Raw genomic sequence first — 16,315 nt, forward strand, 5'->3', positions numbered from 1 at the left:
ACCGCAGCGGTCCGGACGGCGGTGGGCCGGAGCGCTTGACCGGCCACGCCGTCGGCCGAATCGGTAAAGTGTCCCCTGCGACTGCCCGAAGATCGAGGCAAGACAGCAGCTGAACGTCTTCATCGCGGCGTATCGACCGCCTTGTCACTACTGGTGGGGTGTGGACATGGAGGGTCGTACGGACCAGCATCCCGACGTCCTTCCGGCGGCCCTGCCGCTGGTCGGACGCCAGGGCGTGCTGCGTGCCCTGGAAGAGGCTCTGGACGCCACGGCCGAGGGCGCGTTCCGGTTCGTCGCCCTCGTCGGCGAGCCGGGAGCGGGCAAGACCCGCCTGCTGAGCGAGCTGTCGGGGGCCGCCGCGGCGCGCAAGCTGCCCACCCGCGCGGGCCGCGCCGCCGAGTTCGAACAGGAGATGCCGTTCGGCGCCGTCGTCGACGCCCTCGACGACCACCTGGAGGAGCATCTGCCCGACCTCGGGCCGGGGGCGACCCGGCTGCTGTCGGCGGTGTTCCCGGCGCTGGCCGCCGCGCCCGCCGCGCCCGCGACCACCGGCCCGGCCGCCGAGACCGCCGACGGGCGGCGGGTCGCCCGCTACCAGCTGTACCGGACCGTGCGGCGGCTGCTGGAGGAGCTGGCCGCCGCGTCCGGCCTGGTGCTGATACTGGACGACCTGCACTGGGCCGACGAGGCCACCATCGAGCTGCTGGACCACCTGGTGCGGCACCCGCCGCGCGCCCGCGTGACGCTCGCCGTGGCGTACCGGCCCGCGCAGGCGTCGCCGCGGCTGGCCGCGCTGGTCGAGGACGCGGTGCAGAACGCGCGCGCCCTGCGGGTCCCGGTCGACCCGCTCAGCGAGGAGCAGGTCGCGCAGCTGCTCGGCCTGCGGGAGCCCGACGCGCGCTGCCGCGAGCTGTACCGTGCCAGCGGCGGCAACCCCTTCTACCTGGAGGCGCTGGCGCGCAGCCCGCAGCGGCCCGTCACCGGCCCGGGCGACGGCGACCTGCCGCCCGCGGTGCAGGCCGCCCTGGTGCTGGAGCTGAGCGGCCTGTCGCGGACCGCGCTGCTGGTGGCGCAGGGCGCGGCGGTCGCCGCCGACGAGTTCGACCCGGCGCTGGCCGCGGTGGCCGCCGAGGTGTCCGAGGACGCCACGTTGTCGGCGCTGGACGAGCTGGTCGCCCGCGACATCGTGCGGCCGATGGCCGAGCGGTTCCGGTTCCGTCACCCACTGGTGCGGCACGCCGCCTACGGGTCGGCCGCGGCCGGGTGGCGGCTGGCCGCGCACGGCCGCATCGCCGCCTACCTGGCGAGGATCGGCGCGCCCGCCGCGATGCGCGCCCGGCACGTGGAACGGTCGGGGCGGGTCGGCGACCCGGCGGCGATCGCCACGCTGGTGGAGGCGGCCCGCACGTTCACCGCGCAGGCCCCGGTCACCGCGGCGCACTGGCTGCGGGCCGCGCTGCGGCTGATGCCGGAGAACATGCCCGAGCCTCCCGAGCCGACCGAGGGCCGCGAGCCGCTGCCGTCCCGGCTGGGCCTGCTGATGGAGCTGGCGCAGGTGGAGTCGCTCGGCGGGCGGCTGGCCGAGGGGCGCGAGACGGCCCGCACGCTGCTGCGGCTGCTGCCGCCCGACGACTACGACCGCCGCGTCACGGCGGCGCGGCTGTGCGCGCTGATGGAACGGCTGCTGGGCCGTCCGCACGAGGCGCGGGCGCTGCTGCTGGACGAGCTGCGCCGCATCCCCGACCCGGCGTCGCCGACCGGCGTGCCGCTGCGGCTGCGGCTGGTGGCCGAGAGCCTGTTCCGCGGCGACTTCCGCGCGGCCCACGCCGTTCTGGAGAACATGCCCGAGAACGGCGGGGACGGCTGGCCGTCCGCCGTGCGGATGGCGGTCACGGCGCTGCGGCCGATGTCGTCGTTCCTGTCGGGCGACCTGGCCGGCGCGGTCCGGCACGCCGAGACCGCCGACCGGCTGGTGGCCGAGGCGACCGACGACGAGCTGGCCGAATGGCTGGACGCGGTGGCCTGGCTGTGCTGGGCCGAGCACATGATGGGCCGCTACGCCGCGTCCCGGCGGCACTTCGAGCGCGCGGTGTCGGTCGCCCGCGCCACCGGCCAGACCTACATCCTGGCCACCCTGCTGACCGGGCAGGCCCGCGCCTCCACCATGGAGGGCCGGCTCACCGAGGCCATGATGATCGCCGAAGAGGCCGCCGAGACGGCCCGGCTCCTGGGCGCGGCGCCCCAGCTGGCGGGGGCGCTGACCCAGCAGTCCCTGACCGTCGGCCTGGCCGGGGACGCCAAGGAGGCGCTGCGGCTGGCCGACGAGGCGATGCGCGCCGGCGCCGACGGCGGCGAGTGGTACGGCGCGCAGGCCCAGTACGCGCGGGCGCGGGCGCTGCTCGGCCTGTCGCGGGTCGACGAGGGCGTCGAGGCCATGATGGAGGCCTGCAACGGCTTCGGCGAGGTGATCCTGCTCGACCCCGACGCCCGCCTGGCCTGCTGCGAGATCATGGCCGAGGTCGCCGCGCAGCAGGGCCGCGACGAGGACGCCGCGCTGTGGGCCGGGCGCGCCGAGCAGGTCGCCAACCCGCAGCTGGACAGCGACCGCGCGCGGGCCATGCTGGCGCGCTCGTACGCCGGCATGGCCGCCGACCCGAAGACGGCCGCGCGCCTGGCCCGTGAGGCCGCCGCGCTGTTCGAGGCGTGCTACGCCCGCGTGGACGCGGGACGGGCGCGGCTGGCCGCCGGGGTCGCCGCGGCCCGGGCCAAGGACCGCGCCGCGGCCCGGGACGACCTGCGCGCCGCCGCCGATGTCTTCGCCGCGTGCGGCGCCCGCCTGCTGCACTCCAGGACCACGTTCGAGCAGCGGCGCGTCGGCATCCGCACGCCCAGCCCGGCCGGGCGGGGCGCGTCGGGACGCCGGGGCGGCGACGAGCAGTTCGGCCTGTCCCAGCGGGAGTTCGAGGTCGCCATGCTCGTCTCCGACGGCCTGACCAACCAGCAGATCGCCGAGCGCCTGTTCATCAGCGTCCGCACCGTCGAGACGCACCTGTCGCACATCTTCTCCAAGCTCGACATCACCTCGCGGGTGAACCTGGTTAAGGCGCTGGCCCGGCTGCAGGCCGACACGCAGGAGGAGTAGCGCGTCCTCGCGGCGGCGCGCGCGGCGGGAGCGCACGCGGCCGGGCGGTGCCGCGCGCGGCGTCGCGCTCGTGGACGGGGTCGGCGCACCGTTGAAACGGGCGCGGTCTCCGGTGCGTCACATGACGCTGAAGGGCCCTCCGGAGAATCACGCACGACACGTCCTCCGGAACGGCACCGTGGAAGTCAGGGTTTACCACGATGTCCCCGCACCCGGGGGGACGCCATGGTTGTTCCCGAGCTGGGGAGGTCGATGGACATGGAGCGACCCGTCGCGCGCTACACGCACGAAGGCGTGGAGAAGGCCGAGATCTCGGTGCACCCGTTCTCCACCGAGGACGGTCTCGGGCTGAGCCTGACGCGTTTCCACCGCGCCGACTGCGACGACGTCGTGCTGCTCCTGCACGGGCTGCCGGCGTCCAGCGACATGTTCATCATGCCCGAGCACTACAACATGACGAACTTCCTGCTGGACAACGGGTACACCGACGTCTGGGCGCTGGACTTCCGGATGAGCAACCGGTTCCCCTACAACGCCGAGACCAACCGGTTCAGCCTCGACGACATCGCGCTGTACGACCACCCCGCCGCCCTGCGGGAGCTGCGCCGCCACATCGGCGACCGGCGGGTGCACGTCGTCGCGCAGTGCCTGGGCGCGGTGTCGTTCTTCATGAGCATGGCCGCGGGCCTGGTCACCGACGTCACCAGCGCGGTGTCCAACAGCGTCTCGCTGGTCACGCGGGTGCCCGCCTGGTCGCGGCTGAAGCTGAACTTCGGCCCCGGCATCGTCGAGTACGGGTTCGGGGTGTCGGTGCTGGACGCCTACTCGGCCTCGGCGGCCCGCTTCACCCGCAACCGGATGATCTCCCGGCTGGTCTCGGCGGTGCACCGCGAGTGCGACAACCCCGACTGCCACATGGTGAGCTTCATGTGGGGCAGCGGGCGTCCGGCGATGTTCTACGACCACGACAACCTGGCGCCCGAGACGCACCAGCGGTGGGCCGACCTGTTCCCGGTGACGGGGCTGAGCTACTACCGGCACATCCGCAAGATGGTCAAGGCCGGGTACGCGGTGAAGAACCTGCCGGGCGACCCGCGCTACGCCGCGCTGCCCGACAACTACCTGCGCGACGCCCCCGAGAACCTGCCGCCCAGCCTGTTCCTGACCGGCTCGGACAACCGCGTGTTCACCGACTCCAACATCGTCTGCCACCGGATCCTGTCGCGCAGGGCGCCCGGCCGGCACTCGCTGAAGATCCTGCCCCGGTACTCCCACGTGGACCCGATCGTCGGCCGCAACGCGCACATCGACGTGTTCCCGGCCATCCTGGCGCACATCCAGGAGCACAGCCACGCCCGGCAGGTGGCCTGATGGAGCACGTCGACACGGTGGTCGTCGGGTCCGGGTTCGGCGGCTCGGTGGCCGCGTACCGGATGGCCGAGGCCGGGCGGTCGGTCGTGCTGCTGGAGCGCGGCCGCCCGTACCCGCCCGGCACCTTCCCCCGCTCCCCCGCCGAGATCGGCCGGGCGTTCTGGGACCCCGAGGCCGGGCTGTACGGGATGTTCGACGTCTGGAGCTTCAAGGGCTTCGACTCGGTGGTGTCGTCCGGCCTGGGCGGCGGGTCGCTCATCTACGCCAACGTGCTGCTGCGCAAGGACGAGCGGTGGTTCGTCACCGACCTTCCCGGCGGCGGGCACGAGGTGTGGCCGGTGAGCCGTGACGACCTCGACCCGCACTACGACGCGGTCGAGAAGATGATCGGCACCGACGTCTACCCGCTCGACCGGCCGCCCTACGACCACACGCCCAAGGCGCACGCGATGCAGGACGCCGCCGCCGAGCTGGGGCTGCACTACAGCCTGCCCCCGCTGGGGATCAGCTTCGCCCCGTCGCGCGGTGCCGAGCCGGGCGTGGGCCTGCCGCTCGCCGAGCCGTCCTACGGCAACGTGCACGGCGTGCAGCGGCGCACGTGCCGGTTGTGCGGCGAGTGCGACATCGGCTGCAACGACGGCGCCAAGAACAGCCTCGACCACACCTACCTGTCGGCGGCCGCGTTCCACGGCGCCGACCTGCGCACCGAGCACGAGGTCAAGGGGTTCCGGCCGCGGCCCGGCGGCGGTTACGAGGTCGACTACGTCCACCACGACGTGAACGTCAGGAAGGACAGGCGGCCGGTCCGGACGATCGCGTGCGAGCGGCTGATCCTGGCGGCGGGCACGTACGGCACGACGTTCCTGCTGCTGAAGTCGCGGGCGGCGCTGCCGAAGCTGAGCAGGGCGCTCGGCACCCGGTTCAGCGGCAACGGCGACCTGCTGACGTTCCTGCTCAAGGCCAAGGACCGCGACCGGGTCCGGCCGCTGGACGCCAGCCGCGGCCCGGTCATCACCAGCGCGATCCGGCTGCCCGACAGCCTGGACGGCACGCCGGGCGCCGGGCCCGGCGCCTACATCCAGGACGGCGGCTACCCCGCCTTCGTCGACTGGATGGTGCCGGGGCTGGAGCCCGACGAGCAGGTCGTGCGGGTCGTCAAGTTCCTGTGGCAGCGGTTCGTGGAGTTCTTCAAGGACGCGCCCGACACCAACGTGTCCCAGGAACTGTCGGACCTGATCGGCGACGGGGCGCTGTCGGTCAGCTCGCTGCCGCTGCTGGGCATGGGCCGCGACACCGCCGACGGGCGGCTGGAGCTCAAGGGCGGGCGGCTGAACGCGTCGTGGAGCACCGAGTCCAGCCAGGCGCACTACGCGCGGCTGCGCAAGACCATGCGGGGCATGGCCGACGTGCTCGGCGCGGAGTACGCCGACAACCCGATGTGGTTCCGCAAGCGGGTCATCACCGTGCATCCGCTGGGCGGCGCGCCGATGGGACGGCATGAGGGCGAGGGCGTCTGCGACGCCTTCGGCGAGGTGTTCGGGTATCCCGGTCTGTTCATCGCCGACGGGGCGGCGATGCCGGGGCCGGTGGGCCCGAACCCCTCGCTGACGATCGCGGCGATGGCCGACCGCCTGAGCTGCCGGGCACTGGAGAGCACCGCGAGCCGGGGCCTGGGGATGTGCCCTCCGCCGCGCGAGGGCACCGGCGCACAGGAGACGGGGGACACGCGGGACACGGGGGCCGGGCCGGCCTCGGGGGAGGCCGGCCCGCCTGGAGGGGCGGGGAACGACACGGCGTACGGGGCGGATTCGGGGCGCCCCGAGCGGGACCGGGGGACGTCCCCCGGGGCGGCCGCCCGTACGTCGCTGTCGTTCACCGAAGTGATGAAGGGGTTCGTGACGTTCGGCGAGGGCGACCCGCGCGCGGGCGAGCTCGCCGAGGCGCGCGAGCGCATCACGTTCCGCCTCACCATCACCGCCGACGACGTCGACCGTTTCCTGGACGCGCCCGAGCACACCGCGCGGGCCGACGGGTGGGTGGAGTCCGCCGGCTGCGGGGGCCGGCGGTCCGTCCTGCGGGGCTGGTTCAACTGCTTCGCGCCTGCGGGCGCGGACGACCGCCGCCTGATGAAGTACCGGCTGTACTTCACCGACGGCGAGGGCCGGCCCCGCACCCTGACCGGGCAGAAGAACGTGCTGCACGGCCCGCCCACGCGGATCTGGCCGGACACCTCGACCCTGTACGTGCGGATCCTGGAGGGGCACGTGCCCGAGGGCGAGGACGCCGAGGCGGTGGCCGCCGGGGTGATGCACATCCGGCTGCCCGACTTCGCCCGCCAGCTGACGACCTTCCGCACGTCCGGTGAGGACGGCGCGGCGGCGCTGGTGCGGTTCGGCCGGTTCTTCGCCGGCGAGTTGTGGGAGGTGTACGGCCCCGACGCGGCGTGACGGGGATCGCGTCAGGGCCGGACAAACGCGCGGCGCGAGGGAACTGCGGGGTGCCCTCGCGCCGCGCCTTTACTTCACGTGGCGGGGCCGCCGTGCCGCGCGCGGACGCGACGGGTCAGGACGCGGGTGCCTGCCCGTAGAGGCGTTCGACGTGCAGCCTCACCACCAGCCGCTGGTCGTCGACCATGGCGCGGCGGTAGTCGTCCCAGTCGGGGTGCTCGCCGCGCACGGCCCGGTAGAGGTCGACCAGTTCACCTACGGCGTCGTCGTGCGGGTCGGCGGCGACCGCCGACAGCTCGGCGGTGCCCTCGGCGACCGCGTACGCCCAGCCGTCGGAGGTCGTGACGTGCAGGCTGGCGCGCGGGTCGCGGCGCAGGTTGCGGGTCTTGGCGCGGGTGTCGGTGACCGACACGCGGATCAGCCGCCGGTCGGGGTCGAAGTGGTAGGTCACGTTGGACAGCTGCGGCCGCCCGTCCTTCTTGATCGTGACCAGCACGCCCAGGTGCCGGTCGGCCACCAGCTTCGCCAGGGCCGCCTCGTCCGCCATCGTGTGCCTCCCGTGGAACGCGTCGGATGTCTGTCTGGTCAACCTCCGCGGCGCGGCGCGGCTTCCCGCATCCCGCGCCCGGACCGTTGAACCCTTCCCGCTCGGCGCACCGTACTGCCTTCCGACGCGGCACCACGCCACAGCGGAGGAAGCACATGAACGTCCGGGGACGGGTCGTCCTCATGGGGACCGCGGTCGCGGCCTGCACGACGCTTGCGGGCTGCGGTCTGTTCGGCGGCGCCCCGCAGGGCGCGGCGCCGGCCGGTCCGCCCTCGGGCGCCGCCGCCGTGGGGGCCGCCGGTGACCAGCCGTCGTCGGGCGGGTGGCCCTGGCGGGGGACGCCCCCCATCGAACCCCGGGGCGCCGCCACCCCGACCGGGCTGCGCGCGATGCAGGACAACCAGCTCGGCACGATCCTGGTCGACAACCGGGGACGCGCCGTCTACCGGTACGACCGCGACAGCCCCCGCCCGTCGCTGTCCCGGTGCGTGGGGCCGTGCGCGCAGACGTGGCCGCCCGTGCTGTGGACGCCTGCCTTGAATGTCTCCGGCGTGGAGCGGGCCAGGATCGGCCGGATCAGGCGGGCCGACGGCGCCCTGCAGGTCACCGTGGGCGGCTGGCCGCTCTACCACTACTCCCGGGACACCTCCCCCGGCGACCAGAACGGCCAGGGCGTGAACAACCTCTGGTTCGTCGTCAGGCCCAACGGCACCAGGTCCCAGGCGGGCACCGGCACGGCCGACGCCGGGGCGGGTGACGCCGGGGCGGGCAACGGCCTCGGCACGGGCGCGGGCGCGGGCCTCGGCACCGGGGCGGGCGCGGGTGCCGGGACCGGGGCGGGCGCGGGCGGCGGCTCCGGTGGTGGTGTCGGCGGCGCGCCCGGTGCGGGGGCCGTCCCCGGTAGCTGACCCGCGTCCCTTCCCGACCTTCCGTTCCCCCCATCAGCGGAGATCCCCGAATGGCCCACAGATCCTCGACCACCGTGGCGGCACGCCGCCGCCCGCGCGGCGGTGACGGCGGCACCGGACCGTGGAGCTGGTTCCGCGGTCCCCGCCCCGCCGACGCCGTGGACGACCAGGTGATCGTCACCGAGCTGTACCGCGTGTACGGCCGTCCGCTGCTGTCGTTCGTGCTGCGGCTGACCGGCGGCGACCGGCACTGGGCCGAGGACGTCGTCCAGGAGACGATGATCCGGGCCTGGCGCAGCGCGCACCAGCTCGACGCCAACGCGACGTCGCTGCTGCCGTGGCTGGCCACCGTCGCGCGGCGGATCGTCATCGACGACCAGCGCCGCAAGAACGCCCGGCCGCAGGAGGCGGGCGAGGGCCCGCTGGAGAACATGCGCGCCCCCGACGGGTTGGAGGACCTCCTGCGATCAGTCGTCGTGTCCGAGGCCCTCCAGTCGCTGTCCCCCGCCCACCGCGAGATCCTCAACGAGACCTTCTTCCGGGACCGTTCGGTCAACGAGGCCGCCAAGCAGCTGGGCATCCCCGTCGGCACGGTCAAGTCCCGGGTCTACTACGCGCTCCGGGCGCTGCGCGTGGCCCTGGAGGAAAGGGGCGTCACGCCGTGACCACCGGCACATCGCACATCGACGTCGGCGCCTACGCCCTCGGCCTGCTGGAGGAGCCGGACCGGCGCGCGTTCGAGGCCCACCTGTCGGCCTGCATGCCCTGCCACGAGGAGCTGGCCGTGCTGCGCGGGGTCGCGGCGCAGCTGCACGGCATGCCGCCCATCGAGGACCCGCGCGACGTCACGCCGGTCCCTCCGCCGCCCGAGGTGGTGTCCGACCTGCTGCGGCACCGGGCGCGCAAGGTCCGGCGCGGCCGGGCCGGGCGCGCGCTGGCCGGCGTCGCGGCCGGGGTGGTGCTGCTGGCGGGCGCGTTCGGCACCGGGCTCACCATGGCCGGGGACCGGACCGGCGACGGCGGCGGCACCGGTGACGGGGGCGCCGCGGCCGTCGGCGCCGGCCCGTCGGTGCGGGTCGTGGACGGCAGCGTCGAGACGCTCATGCGGGACGGGCATCGCCTCACCGCCTCCGATCCCGGCACCGGCGTGACGGGCACGGTCGCGATGGAGTCCAAGCTGTGGGGCAGCCGGGTGGGGCTGCGCCTGTCCAAGGTGCGCGGCCCGCTGCAGTGCGAGCTGGTCGCCGTCGACCGGGCGGGCCGCGCGCACACGGTGGCGGGCTGGTCGGTGCCGGCCAAGGGCTACGGGCTGCCGGGCTCCCCCGCCCCGCTGACGCTGCAGGGCGGCACCGCGCTGACGCCCGCCGAGATCGCCCGCTTCGAGGTGCGGACGATAGGCCAGGGCGGGGGCCGCACCCTGCTCACCGTGCCCACCTGAGCCCGCGGGGAGGCGCCGCGTGTCGCCCGCCCTGCGGCGGTGCCTCCCCGCTTCCGCACCCGGGCCCGGAGCGCTGCCTGGGCCGGTGTCCGACCTATCCCCCGCCTTGGCTCGGACGCCGCCCTTTCCGGGCCGATGGGTGGACGGCTGCACGGCCACGATCCGTCCTCGTGGCCGTGCAGTCCGTTCATTGGGCCGGGGACGTCTCCCCGGGGAGCAGGGCGGCGCGGTGACGGGCGAGGGCCAGGGCGGGATAGCACTCCTGGGGAAGCGGCTGGTCGGCGTTGTCGAGAGCGGCGCGCAGCCGGGGCCCGACGGCCGCCGGGTCGTAGGGCTGCACGACGCACAGTTCGGCCTGCATCGCCTGGCGGGCGGCGGCCATGAGCGCGGGCACGTCCCCCACGATGACGACCTCGCTCGGGACGTCGCCGTGTCCGAGCCGTACGGCGAGCGCGTGCAGAGCGGATCCGTCGGGGGTGTAGCGGAATTCGCAGATGAGCCTGTCGCCGTCCAGGGGCCCCTCTTGGACGAGCCACACCTGCCCTGGGGTGACCTGGCCGAGCCGCCGCGCCCAGGGCGGTTCGTCGTCGGGGGTGCGGGTCGCGCTTCGGGCGGCGCGGGCGGCCGCCGGACGGGCCTCGGCCGGCCCGATCGCGGCGAGCGCGCGCAGGAACAGGCGCGCGGCGGGCGTTCCGGCGGACCGCAGCATGGTGATCAGGTCCGCGAGGGCGGCGCGGCGCGCGGCGGGGTTCGGGGCCGCCGCCTCCAGCGTGCCGAGCTGCGCGGACGTCCACACCTCGGCCCGCAGCGCGTCGGGCAGCCCGGGCAGCTCGCCGGCGGCCCGCACGTACGCCTCGTAGACCTCGCGCAGGGCGGGCAGCATGAGCCGGGGGCGGCCGCCGGGCGGGGCGTCCGGTCGGGTGGTGCTCATCGGTTCAGGTTAGGCGACCCCGGCGGGCGCCCGAGCCCCGGCGGGTGCCTGGGTCCCGCCCGGCGCGGGTGCCGTGCGCGCGCCGGGCGGGACGGGTTCGTCAGCGGCTCAGCCTCCGGTGCCGGCGCGCCGCCAGCGGCAGGAACACCGCCGTGATCAGCAGCGGCCAGGCCACGGCCAGCGCCAGGCTGTGCTCGGCGGCCCAGGAGCCGTCCGTCGCCGGGCCCGGGTTGCCGAACAGCTCGCGCGCGGCGGTGACCGTGGCCGACATGGGGTTCCACTCGGCGATCGCGCCGAGCCAGCCGGGCATCGTGCTCGGCGCGATCATCGCGCTGGACAGGAAGCTGACCGGCCAGACCAGGATCTGCACCGCCACCAGCGACTCCGGCCCCTTGGCGGCCAGGCCGAGGTAGAGGCCGACCCACAGCAGCGACCACCGCAGCAGCAACAGCAGCCCGAAGGCGGCCAGGGCACGGCCCGCGCCCTCGTTCCAGCCCCAGCCGATCAGCATGCCGGTGCCGGCCGTGACCAGCAGGTTCAGTGTCGACTGGAGCATGTCGGCGACGGCCCGTCCGGCCACCATCGCCGTGGCGGACACGGGCATGGCGCGGAACCGGTCGGTGACGCCCTTTGCGGCGTCCCCGGAGACCGCGGCGAACGTGGCCTCCACCCCGAAGATCATGATCATGGCGAACATCCCGGGCATGATGAACTCCCGGTAGTTCCCGCCGCCCGGGACGTGCATCTGGCCGCCGAACACATAGCCCATGATCAGCACGACCATCACCGCGAACATCAGGTCCCCGGCCAGCTTGCCCGGCTGCCGCGACCAGTGCGCCAGGGACCGGCCGGTGATCGTCCAGGTGTCGGCCAGCGCCCAGCGCAGCCTGCCGAGCGCGCCCGCCGGGGGCTCGGGGACCCGCCCGTCGAAGGTGAGCGCGCTCATGCCGCCACCTCCGCGGCGGGACGCTCCCCGGTGAGCCGCAGGAACACCTCGTCCAGTGTCGGCCGGCGCAGCCCGATGTCGGCGACGGCGACGCCCGCGTCGTCCAGGGCGCGCACCGCCTCGGTCAGCGCGGCCACCCGGTCGGCGACGGGCGCGCCGACGCGGCCGGTGTCGGCGTCGACGTCGGGCGCGGTGCCGCTGACCCTCTCGACGACGGCCGCCGCGGCGGGCACCGCGGCCGGGTCGGCCACCACCACGTCGAGGCGGTCGCCGCCGACGCGCTCCTTGAGCCGGTCCGGGCTGCCCTCGGCGATGACGCGGCCGTGGTCGATCAGCGAGATGGTGTCGGCGAGCCGGTCGGCCTCCTCCAGGTACTGGGTGGTCAGCAGGACGGTGGTGCCCCCGGCGACCAGGCCGCGCACCGCCTCCCACACCTCGATGCGGCTGCGCGGGTCCAGGCCGGTGGTCGGCTCGTCCAGGAACAGCACGGGCGGCGCCAGGATCATGCTGGCGGCCAGGTCGAGCCGGCGCCGCATGCCGCCGGAGTACTTCCCGGCGGGCCGGTCGGCGGCGTCGCCGAGCCGGAACCGGTCGAGCAGCTCGTCGGCCCGGCGCCGGGCCGCGGCCGCCCCGAGGTGATAGAGCCGCCCGAACATCACCAGGTTCTGGCGGCCGCTGAGGATCTCGTCGACCGCGGCGTGCTGCCCCACCAGCCCGATGCGCGCCCGGACGCGGGCGGCCTGCCGCGTCACGTCGTACCCGGCGACCTCGGCGCGGCCCCCGTCGGGCCGCACGAGCGTGGTGAGGACGCGGACCGTCGTCGTCTTCCCCGCCCCGTTGGGCCCGAGCAGCCCGTGCACGGTTCCGGCGGGAACGGCCAGGTCGACCCCGGCCAGGGCCTCGGTGTCGCCGTACCGCTTGCGCAGCCCCTCGGCGACGACCGCGTGCTGGGTCGTGCTCATCCGCCCACTCCTTCTCTGTATGCCGTACGGAGTTAATGCCCGGCGAGTATAACGTACGCCGTACAGAGTTTTGTTCCGCAGCATGCCTCCGGGCGCGGGCGGGTCCTAACGCGCGCCGGTCCTTTGCGAGGATGGGCGGGTGACCACCGAGTACAGCGGGACCGGAGACCCCCGGCGCAGTCTGGAACTGCTGTGGGGCGGGCAGGAGCGACGACCCCGGCGCGGCCCGCGTCCCCGCCTGACCGTGGAGCGGATCGCCACCGTCGCGATCGGCATCGCCGACGCCGAGGGCCTGGAGGCGCTGTCCATGCGGCGCATCGCCGAGGAGCTCGGCGTGTCCACGATGTCGATCTACACCTACGTGCCGGGCAAGGCCGAGCTGATCGACGTCATGCTGGACCGCGCCTACGGCGAGCCCGCCCCGTCCGACGAGGTGCCCGGCGGCTGGCGGGCGCGGCTGGAGCACATGGCGCGCGAGCACTGGGCGCTGTACCACCGCCATCCCTGGATGCTGCAGGTGTCCACCGGGCGCCCGCCGCTCGGCCCGAACCTGCTGGACAAGTACGAGTCCGAGCTGCGCGCCGTGGACGGCCTGGGCCTGACCGACGTGGAGATGGACTCGGTGGTCGCCCTGGTGACCGGGTTCGCCCAGAGCGCGGCGCGCACGTCGGTCGAGCTGGCGCAGGCCGAGCGGCGCACCGGCTTGACCGACGAGCAGTGGTGGGAGGCGACCGCCCCCGTCCTGGACAAGTACGTCGACGCCGGCCGCTACCCGCTCGGCAGCCGGATCGGCACCTCCGCGGCCAAGGAGTACGGCGGCACCATCGGGCCCGAGCACGCCTTCGAGTTCGGCCTGGGCCGCGTGCTGGACGGCATCGAGGTCCTGATCCGCTCCCGCACCGGCGACGCCTGACCCGCCTCGCGCCCGGCCGCCGCCGCGGCGGGTGCGGCGGCGGGGTCAGCGGGCGCGGCGGGCCTTGGCGTGCCGGGTCGGTTCGGCCGTCGCGGGGTCCTCCGGCCAGGGGTGACGCGGGTAGCGGCCGCGCAGTTCCGCCCGTACGGCCCGGTAGCCGTCCCGCCAGAAGGAGGCGAGGTCGGCGGTGACGGCGGCGGGACGCCCGGCCGGTGACAGCAGGTGCACCACCAGCGGGACGCGCCCGCCGGCCAGCCGGGGCGCGGCGTCCCAGCCGAACAGCTCCTGCAGCTTGACCGCCAGCACGGGACGCTCCCCGGAGTAGTCGACGCGGACCCGGGACCCGGACGGCACCTCGACGCGCTCGGGCGCCAGCTCGTCCAGCCGTGCCGCGCACTCCCAGGGCGGCAGGGCGCGCAGCGCGGCGGCCACGTCGAGGCGGGCGAGGTCGGCGCGGCGGCGGGCCCCGGCCGCCGTGATCCAGTCGGCGGCGTGCTCGATCAGGGACGCGTCGTCCACCATCGGCCACGGGTCCCCGAGCGCGCGGCGGCAGAACGCCAGCCGCTCGCGCAGCGCGACGGCGGCGGGCGTCCAGGTCAGCAGGCCCAGCCCCTCGGCGCGCAGGCCGTCCAGCAGCGCCGCCCGCACCCGCTCCGGATCGGGGCCGGGCAGCGGACGCACCGTCAGCTCGATCGCGCCGAGCCGCTCGACGCGCCGGGCGGCCACGTCGCCGTCCCGCCAGGCGACCTCCTCGTCCTCCTCCAGCAGCGGCGCGGCGGCGAGCCGGGCGATGTCCTCGTCGATGACGACGGCCTGCCGGACCCGCGCGGAGGCGGCCCCGGCGGGACGATCGGCCACCGCGACGGCCAGCCATTCGGCGCGGGCGGCGGCCAACGCCGACCCGTCGGCCAGGGCGGCGCCGGTGCCCGAGGCCATCAGGTAGCCGCCGTCGGGCCGAATCCGCGCCACACGCTCCGGAAACGCCAACGCGACGACAGTGCCCGCCACCGCGTCGTCATGCCCCGCGGCCCGCGGCGGGCCGTCCGGCAGGGCGTTCTGCAGGCGTCTGGCCTCGTCGCGCCAGCGGGCGGCGTGGGCGTCGGCGGGCGGCCCGGGGCCGCGCAGCGTGCGCCACACCGCGGTGAGGTCGTCGCCCGCGCCGCGCGGCGGCGGCTCCGACAGCAACGCGACCACCTGCGCGGCGGCACGGGCCCCGACCCGCGCGGCGCCGTCCACCAGCGCCCGCGCCAGGCGTGGATGGACGCCGACGCGCGCGAGCGCACGTCCGCGTTCGGTCACCTTGCCGTCGCCGTCCACCGCGCCGATGGCGCGCAGCGTGCCGTGCGCGGCGCGCATCGCCGCCTGCGGAGGGGCGTCCAGCAGCGCCAGCCCGGCCGCGTCCGGGTCGCCCCAGCAGGCGGCGTGCAGCGCGAAGGCGGTCAGGTCGGCCAGCTCGATCTCGGGGCGGGGACGGGCGGGCAGCCGTTCGTGCTCGGCCTGGCTCCAGCAGCGGTAGACCGCGCCGGGGGCCTCGCGTCCGGCGCGTCCGGCGCGCTGCTCGGCCGCGGCGCGCGAGACCCGCACGGTGGTCAGGGCGCCGAGGCCGCGGGCGTGGTCGGTGCGGGGTTCGCGCGCCAGCCCCGAGTCGACCACGACGCGCACACCCGGCACGGTGAGGCTGGACTCGGCCACCGAGGTCGCCAGCACCACCCGCCGCCGCTCCCCCAGCGCCAGCACGGCGTCCTGCACGGCGGCCGGCGCCTGGCCGTGCACCTGCAGCACGTCCACGCCCGCGCCGGACAGCAGCCCGGCCACCCGGGCGATCTCCCCCGCGCCCGGCAGGAAGCACAGCACGTCGCCGTCGCGTTCGGCGAGGGCCCGGCGCACGGTCGCGGCGACATGGCCCAGCAGCGCCGGGTCGACGCGCATGCCGTGCGGCGGCGCGGGCGGCCGCTCCGGCGCCGCCCAGATCACCTCGACCGGATGCAGCGCCGCCTCGGTCTCCACGACGGGCGCGGGCACGACGGGCGCGCCGTCCGCGCCGTCGGCGCCGCCCAGCAGGCGCGCCCACGGCGCGGTGTCGGCGGTGGCGGACGCGGCGACCAGGCGCAGTTCGGGACGCAGCGCGGCGCGCACGTCGAGGAGGAAGGCCATCGCGGTGTCGGCGTCCAGGTGCCGCTCGTGGCACTCGTCGAGGACGACCGTGGCGACGCCGGCCAGTTCCGGCTCGTCCTGCAGCCGCCGCAGCAGCACCCCCGTGGTCACCACCTCGATCCGCGTGCCGGGACGGTGCTCGCCGCGCACGCTGACGCCGACCCGTCCGCCGACCCGCTCGCCCAGCAGCCAGGCCATGCGGCGCGCGGCGGCCCGCGCGGCCAGGCGCCGCGGCTCCACCACGATCACCTTGCCGCCCGGGTCGGCGGGCCCGTCCGGCGGCAGCAGCCCCGCCAGCGCCGGCGGGACGAGCGTCGTCTTGCCCGTGCCCGGAGGCGCCGCCAGCACGGCGACGCCGCGTTCGTCCAACGCCGCGCGCAGCCCGGGCAGCGCTCGGCGCACGGGCAGCGCGGTCAGGGCCGCTCGGAGACGTTCGTCAGGCACCGCTCCAGTGTGCCGGGCGTCCGGTGGCGGTCATGCCGCCGCGTCGTCCATGATGTGAGAAACACCACGCGCGAAAAGGGCTCCCGACCCTTGCGGTGATAGTTGCACCGCG

12 protein-coding genes are annotated in these 16,315 nt (G+C 75.6%); 7 read left to right on the forward strand and 5 right to left on the reverse strand.

Annotated features, from left to right (window positions below; all coding sequences use genetic code 11):
* Positions 1-166 precede the first annotated feature (166 nt).
* The 3 genes from ABD811_RS23725 to ABD811_RS23735 all read left to right on the forward strand — a co-directional run bounded on the left by ABD811_RS23725 (position 167) and on the right by ABD811_RS23735 (position 6,960).
* Positions 167-3,142, forward strand: a complete 2,976-nt coding sequence (locus ABD811_RS23725; RefSeq protein ID WP_344951670.1) for a helix-turn-helix transcriptional regulator — start codon at positions 167-169, stop codon at positions 3,140-3,142.
* A 258-nt stretch (positions 3,143-3,400) separates the two neighbouring features.
* Positions 3,401-4,513 carry an alpha/beta fold hydrolase gene (locus ABD811_RS23730; RefSeq protein WP_344951673.1) on the forward strand — a complete coding sequence of 371 codons (1,113 nt, stop codon included), beginning with the start codon at positions 3,401-3,403 and terminating at the stop codon, positions 4,511-4,513.
* Complete coding sequence (locus ABD811_RS23735) at positions 4,513-6,960, forward strand: GMC oxidoreductase (RefSeq protein WP_344951675.1); 2,448 nt, start codon at positions 4,513-4,515, stop codon at positions 6,958-6,960. Before ABD811_RS23730 ends, ABD811_RS23735 begins: the two co-directional genes overlap by 1 nt.
* Before the next feature lie 115 nt (positions 6,961-7,075).
* Here ABD811_RS23735 and ABD811_RS23740 read toward each other — a convergent pair whose 3' ends face one another.
* A complete protein-coding gene (locus tag ABD811_RS23740; protein WP_344951678.1) occupies positions 7,076-7,507 on the reverse strand; it encodes a PPOX class F420-dependent oxidoreductase in 432 nt (143 codons plus the stop codon).
* Positions 7,508-7,662: 155 nt separating this feature from the next.
* Here ABD811_RS23740 and ABD811_RS23745 point away from each other — a divergent pair, with 155 nt between their 5' ends.
* The 3 genes from ABD811_RS23745 to ABD811_RS23755 are packed head-to-tail and all read left to right on the forward strand — an operon-like array spanning position 7,663 to position 9,853.
* The gene (locus ABD811_RS23745) at positions 7,663-8,415 is read left to right on the forward strand and encodes a COG4315 family predicted lipoprotein (protein ID WP_344951681.1); all 753 of its coding nucleotides are present in this window, start codon (positions 7,663-7,665) and stop codon (positions 8,413-8,415) included.
* Between the two features lie 50 nt (positions 8,416-8,465).
* On the forward strand, positions 8,466-9,080 hold the full coding sequence (locus ABD811_RS23750) for a sigma-70 family RNA polymerase sigma factor (RefSeq protein ID WP_344951683.1): 615 nt from the start codon (positions 8,466-8,468) through the stop codon (positions 9,078-9,080).
* Complete coding sequence (locus tag ABD811_RS23755; RefSeq protein ID WP_344951686.1) at positions 9,077-9,853, forward strand: anti-sigma factor family protein; 777 nt, start codon at positions 9,077-9,079, stop codon at positions 9,851-9,853. The genes ABD811_RS23750 and ABD811_RS23755 overlap by 4 nt, the downstream gene beginning before the upstream one ends.
* Before the next feature lie 187 nt (positions 9,854-10,040).
* Here ABD811_RS23755 and ABD811_RS23760 read toward each other — a convergent pair whose 3' ends face one another.
* The 3 genes from ABD811_RS23760 to ABD811_RS23770 all read right to left on the reverse strand — a co-directional run bounded on the left by ABD811_RS23760 (position 10,041) and on the right by ABD811_RS23770 (position 12,692).
* A complete protein-coding gene (locus ABD811_RS23760; protein WP_344951689.1) occupies positions 10,041-10,784 on the reverse strand; it encodes a hypothetical protein in 744 nt (247 codons plus the stop codon).
* A 100-nt stretch (positions 10,785-10,884) separates the two neighbouring features.
* The gene (locus ABD811_RS23765) at positions 10,885-11,730 is read right to left on the reverse strand and encodes an ABC transporter permease (RefSeq protein WP_344951691.1); all 846 of its coding nucleotides are present in this window, start codon (positions 11,728-11,730) and stop codon (positions 10,885-10,887) included.
* Positions 11,727-12,692, reverse strand: a complete 966-nt coding sequence (locus tag ABD811_RS23770; protein WP_344951694.1) for an ATP-binding cassette domain-containing protein — start codon at positions 12,690-12,692, stop codon at positions 11,727-11,729. Before ABD811_RS23770 ends, ABD811_RS23765 begins: the two co-directional genes overlap by 4 nt.
* 139 nt (positions 12,693-12,831) lie before the next feature.
* Here ABD811_RS23770 and ABD811_RS23775 point away from each other — a divergent pair, with 139 nt between their 5' ends.
* Positions 12,832-13,605 (forward strand): TetR/AcrR family transcriptional regulator, encoded by a 774-nt coding sequence (locus ABD811_RS23775; RefSeq protein WP_344951697.1) that lies wholly within the window; start codon positions 12,832-12,834, stop codon positions 13,603-13,605.
* Between the two features lie 45 nt (positions 13,606-13,650).
* On the opposite strand, the gene hrpB is transcribed toward ABD811_RS23775, so the two are convergent.
* Entirely contained in the window at positions 13,651-16,203 is a 2,553-nt protein-coding gene (gene hrpB, locus ABD811_RS23780) for an ATP-dependent helicase HrpB (RefSeq protein WP_344951700.1), read from the reverse strand.
* Positions 16,204-16,315 lie beyond the last annotated feature (112 nt).

The organism is Actinomadura miaoliensis, assembly GCF_039536785.1.
Taxonomy (GTDB): domain Bacteria; phylum Actinomycetota; class Actinomycetes; order Streptosporangiales; family Streptosporangiaceae; genus Spirillospora; species Spirillospora miaoliensis.

What these genes read in the sequence shown, in the direction of transcription:
- ABD811_RS23725 (WP_344951670.1), top strand. Translation starts at nt 167, where the DNA reads ATGGAGGGTCGTACGGACCAGCATCCCGACGTCCTTCCGGCGGCCCTG.
- ABD811_RS23730 (WP_344951673.1), top strand. Translation starts at nt 3,401, where the DNA reads ATGGAGCGACCCGTCGCGCGCTACACGCACGAAGGCGTGGAGAAGGCC.
- ABD811_RS23735 (WP_344951675.1), top strand. Translation starts at nt 4,513, where the DNA reads ATGGAGCACGTCGACACGGTGGTCGTCGGGTCCGGGTTCGGCGGCTCG.
- ABD811_RS23740 (WP_344951678.1), bottom strand. Translation starts at nt 7,507, where the DNA reads ATGGCGGACGAGGCGGCCCTGGCGAAGCTGGTGGCCGACCGGCACCTG.
- ABD811_RS23745 (WP_344951681.1), top strand. Translation starts at nt 7,663, where the DNA reads ATGAACGTCCGGGGACGGGTCGTCCTCATGGGGACCGCGGTCGCGGCC.
- ABD811_RS23750 (WP_344951683.1), top strand. Translation starts at nt 8,466, where the DNA reads ATGGCCCACAGATCCTCGACCACCGTGGCGGCACGCCGCCGCCCGCGC.
- ABD811_RS23760 (WP_344951689.1), bottom strand. Translation starts at nt 10,784, where the DNA reads ATGAGCACCACCCGACCGGACGCCCCGCCCGGCGGCCGCCCCCGGCTC.
- ABD811_RS23765 (WP_344951691.1), bottom strand. Translation starts at nt 11,730, where the DNA reads ATGAGCGCGCTCACCTTCGACGGGCGGGTCCCCGAGCCCCCGGCGGGC.
- ABD811_RS23770 (WP_344951694.1), bottom strand. Translation starts at nt 12,692, where the DNA reads ATGAGCACGACCCAGCACGCGGTCGTCGCCGAGGGGCTGCGCAAGCGG.